Source organism: Desulfurellaceae bacterium (assembly GCA_021296095.1).
Taxonomy (GTDB): Bacteria; Desulfobacterota; Binatia; order Bin18; family Bin18; genus JAAXHF01.
In genome coordinates, this window is sequence record JAGWBB010000106.1 from 17,089 (window position 1) to 20,949 (window position 3,861).

The following is a 3,861-nucleotide window of genomic DNA, read 5'->3' on the forward strand; positions in this document are numbered from 1 at the left end:
CCGGTGCCCAGGCGAATGCGCGAGGTCGCGGCCGCCATCAGCGCCAGGCACATATACACATCCCCGGCCATCATGTGCGAGTCCGCCACCCAGGCGTGGCTGAAGCCGCACTCTTCGGCCAGCTTGGCCTCTGCGGCGCAGCTGTTCGGTCTGGCGAAGACGACCGTCCCAAAGTCCATGACACCCTCCCGGCGGCTAGGATTCCAGGACCGTGTAGTCCCGGTCGGCGTAGGGAAATCCCGCTAACTCAAAGTGGGGCTGGGTATAGGCCAGGTGGCGGTTGATATAGTAAGCCCGGATCTCGGCGATCCTGTCTCCGCGAAAGGCATACCACTCCGCCCCCCGCATCAGCTCCGGCGTGTTGGTTTCGGGCGGCGTCCAGCTCATCGTCCATTCGATGACGGCCTCATCAGCCTGGACCAGGGCATGATCGACCGACCAGGTGGCCTGAATGCGCGGCTGCATCTTGGCCCAATAGTCGGCCAGGTTTTCCGCACCCCGGATCGGCCCGTGGTGGGTGAAGTAGTGCACCACGTCAGCCGTGAAGGTCGAGATCATGAGGGCCCGGTCGGCCGTACTACAGCCGTGGTAGTAGCGTTTGATGGTGGTCACATGGTTCATGGCTGCTCCTGTCTGCTGCACGGACGGCAGTGTAGCACACTCTGGTTCTGCGATCAGGAACCTGTCCGGTCAAATATCGGCCCGGCGCGTGTTGACCTTGTGGCGACGACAGGAAATCATGGGTTTTTCGCAAAGGGGGACGCGCATGAACGCAGGACATTTTCGTGGTTTTGAGGTTGCCGTACATGACCCCGGCATCGCCTGTATCACCTTTAATCAGCCCGAACGCCTCAACGGCATGACCCACCACCTCAAACGCGACCTGGTTGAAACCCTCCTCCAGGCTCAGATGGACGACAGCATTCGGGTCGTCGTCTTTACCGGCTCGGGTCGAGCCTTCTCGGCCGGTGACGACATCAGCGGCCGGCCGCTCGGCGCGGCCACGGCCGAGGCGCTGGTGCCCGACATCTTTGCCGGTCACCACAATGCGACCGGCACCTACAACGGCCTGCGGGCTTTTTCCCAACCGCTCAACCTGGCCGTTCGGAGTCTGGACAAGCTGACCATTGCGGCGATTAACGGCGTCGCCATTCAGACCGGGTTTTCGCTGGCCCTGGCCAGTGATTTTCGGATTGCGTCCCAGGACGCCAGGCTGGGTAGCGCCACGCTGCGCTTTGGTCTGCTGCCGGACGAGGGCGGGCAGTATCTCCTGGTCCAGCTGCTGGGGGTGGCCAGGGCCATGGACTTCCTGATGCGCAAACGCATTGTGTCGGCGCCCGAAGCCCTGGAACTCGGTCTGGTCCACGAGGTCGTGCCGGCCGGCGAGCTGATGGACCGGACGCTGGAGCTGGCCCGCGAGCTGGCCGACGGCCCGCAGGTGTCGATGCGGATGCTCAAGCGCTCAATCTACAACGCGGCCGAGATGACCTTTGCCCAGTCGCTGGATGAAATCGCGTCCAAGACTGCGGTGACCGATCATCACCCGGATGCCACAGAGGGCCTGCGGGCGTTTCAGGAAAAACGCACGCCGCGCTTCAACCGCTGGCTTGAGGATACATAGGATGCGGCGCACTTCCTGATCTCATACCGGACGAGAGCTATATGTCTTCCCAAACACAATCCCGCCTGACGCCTGAGGAATACCTGGCCCTGGAACGCCAGGCCGAGACCAAGAGCGAATATCTCGACGGCGAGCTGTTTGCCATGTCTGGGGCCAGTCGCAGGCATAATCTGATCACCGTCAACATCACCGCCGGACTCCACGCCCAGCTCCGCCAGCGACCGTGCGAAGTCTATACCAGCGACATGCGGCTGAGGGTCAGTCCGAGCGGGCTGTATACCTATCCAGACATGGTTGTTGTGTGCGAGACGCCGCAGTTTGAAGACGCGGAGTTGGATACGCTGCTGAATCCGACCCTGATTGTCGAAGTGTTGTCACGATCTACCGAAGACTACGACCGGGGCGGGAAGTTTGAGCATTACCGCAGCCTGGACTCGCTTCAGGAATACCTGCTGGTGGCCCAGGACCGATGCCACATCGTGCACTACACCAGGGAGCCGGCTCATACCTGGCTGCTCTCAGAAACGACCCGCTTTGATGATCGCCTCCGCCTTCCGTCTCTCAGTGCGGAACTCCTGGTCGCCGACATGTATGCCAAAGTCCGGTTCGATAGATAGCCGAAACCGCTCAGCCGAAAGGACACCCCATGAGCCGACTGCGCCAAGTCCCCAAAGCCGAAGCCTCAGCCGAAGTGCGGGCCATTTATCAGGAATTTTTCGGCGAGCGCGACCCGGTTGCCGAGCCGGGCACCGCAACCGGCACGCCCGGCGATTACTGGACGACGTTTGCCCTGGTTCCCGACCTGATGGTCCAGGCCCGGGATTGTCTGCTCGGCATGCTCGGGCCCGGCCGCCAGCTCGACCCCCAGCTGCGCGAGCTGGCCATCCTGCGGACCGGCATTGTCGGCGACTCCCGCTTTGAGTACTCCCAGCACCTGAAGGTCGCCCGGACGGTCAACATCCCGGAGGCCAAGCTGGCCGCCATCAAGGGCTGGACAACGAGCGAACTGTTCAGCCCGGCCGAGCGGGCGGTCATGGCGGCGACCGACGAGCTGTTGGCGCGCAACCTGGTCGAAGACGCGACTTTCGCCGAACTCAAGCGCCACCTGTCGGACCCGCAGATTCTGGAGCTGTTCTACGCCATCGGTCTGTGGCGCATGCACGGCCTCATTACCCGCGCCCTGCATCTGGAGTACGACACGGATACGACCGAGCGGATGCAGGAGGTGCCGGCGCCGCCGGCCGAGGACTAAACCCTGCTCCGTCCCGGCCGGCTCAGCCCGCTTCGGCAAAAAAGTCCAGCAGCTTTTGGGTCAAATACGCCGGCTGCTCCTCGGCCACCCAGTGGCCGCACGCGTCAATCTCCTCGCCCCGGACATCCTCGGCCAGGGCTTCGAGCGAGCGCTTGGTCTGCTTGCCAAAGCTGTATTTGCCGCCCAGGGCCAGGACCGGCATGCTGAGCTTGGTCTTGGCGTTTTCCGTATTGTGGTCAACATCGTCCCAGATGGCCCGGTAATACTCGAAGCCGGCCCGCATGCCGCCCGGTGAGGCGTAGCAGCGGACATACTCGTCAATGTCTTCCTCGCTGATGGCGCTCGGGTTGTAGGCGGTGCGGTAAAACCAGGACAGGTACAGGCGCTCCCGGCCCGCAATCAGCTGCTCGGGCAGGTCCGGCACACCGTGAAAAGAGAGATGCCACAGCCCGCCCCGCCGGGAGGCCTGGGGAATCTTTTCCAGCCCGGCGCCCGGAATCGGCACATCGAGAATCACCAACCGCCGGACATCCTGGCGGTGGGCGCAGGCGTAGGCGTAGGCGACCGGCCCACCCCAGTCATGGCCGACCAGAAAAATCCGCTCAAAACCGAGCCGGCGAACGAGCTGGTAGATATCGTCGGCAACCGTGCGCTTGTCGTAGCCGGTCAGCGGTTTGGACGAGTCGCCCAGGCCCCGCATATCGGGCGCGATAACGGTGTAGTGCTGGGCCAGAGGAGGAATGATTTTTCGCCACTGGTACCAGGTCTCTGGCCAGCCGTGGAGCAGGACCACCGGGTCTCCGTGCCCCGCTGTCACATAGTGGAGTTGGACATTGTTGACCGCTGCGGTGTGGTGGGCAAGCGTGACTTCAGGCATGAAAAGCCTCCTTATTTTGTCTCCCCAGGCATACTAGAGTGGTTCACGATAGGTTGTAGCCATTGGAGCGGTCGTGTGATAGCAGCCGAGGGCGGAGGACCACAGGATGCC

The 3,861-nt window shown here is 62.9% G+C and carries 6 protein-coding genes; 3 read left to right on the top strand and 3 right to left on the bottom strand.

Going from position 1 to position 3,861, the window contains the following annotated elements:
• Positions 1 to 179 (bottom strand): LLM class flavin-dependent oxidoreductase (locus tag J4F42_19480; GenBank protein MCE2487700.1); only part of this gene is annotated, 179 nt, incomplete at its 3' end.
• 16 nt (positions 180 to 195) lie between these two features.
• Complete coding sequence (locus tag J4F42_19485; protein MCE2487701.1) at positions 196 to 621, bottom strand: nuclear transport factor 2 family protein; 426 nt, start codon at positions 619 to 621, stop codon at positions 196 to 198.
• Positions 622 to 766: 145 nt separating this feature from the next.
• Between J4F42_19485 and J4F42_19490 the strand changes: the two genes are divergently transcribed.
• The 3 genes from J4F42_19490 to J4F42_19500 are packed head-to-tail and all read left to right on the top strand — an operon-like array spanning position 767 to position 2,873.
• Entirely contained in the window at positions 767 to 1,621 is an 855-nt protein-coding gene (locus tag J4F42_19490; GenBank protein ID MCE2487702.1) for an enoyl-CoA hydratase/isomerase family protein, read from the top strand.
• Positions 1,622 to 1,662: 41 nt separating this feature from the next.
• Positions 1,663 to 2,238, top strand: coding sequence for a Uma2 family endonuclease (locus tag J4F42_19495; GenBank protein MCE2487703.1), 576 nt, complete (start codon positions 1,663 to 1,665; stop codon positions 2,236 to 2,238).
• Between the two features lie 29 nt (positions 2,239 to 2,267).
• Positions 2,268 to 2,873 (top strand): carboxymuconolactone decarboxylase family protein, encoded by a 606-nt coding sequence (locus tag J4F42_19500; GenBank protein ID MCE2487704.1) that lies wholly within the window; start codon positions 2,268 to 2,270, stop codon positions 2,871 to 2,873.
• Positions 2,874 to 2,895: 22 nt separating this feature from the next.
• Here J4F42_19500 and J4F42_19505 read toward each other — a convergent pair whose 3' ends face one another.
• Entirely contained in the window at positions 2,896 to 3,750 is an 855-nt protein-coding gene (locus J4F42_19505) for an alpha/beta hydrolase (GenBank protein ID MCE2487705.1), read from the bottom strand.
• Between the last annotated feature and the right edge of the window lie 111 nt (positions 3,751 to 3,861).

Coding starts and splice junctions, on each gene's coding strand:
- J4F42_19485 (MCE2487701.1), bottom strand. CDS start 621: ATGAACCATGTGACCACCATCAAACGCTACTACCACGGCTGTAGTACG.
- J4F42_19490 (MCE2487702.1), top strand. CDS start 767: ATGAACGCAGGACATTTTCGTGGTTTTGAGGTTGCCGTACATGACCCC.
- J4F42_19495 (MCE2487703.1), top strand. CDS start 1,663: ATGTCTTCCCAAACACAATCCCGCCTGACGCCTGAGGAATACCTGGCC.
- J4F42_19500 (MCE2487704.1), top strand. CDS start 2,268: ATGAGCCGACTGCGCCAAGTCCCCAAAGCCGAAGCCTCAGCCGAAGTG.
- J4F42_19505 (MCE2487705.1), bottom strand. CDS start 3,750: ATGCCTGAAGTCACGCTTGCCCACCACACCGCAGCGGTCAACAATGTC.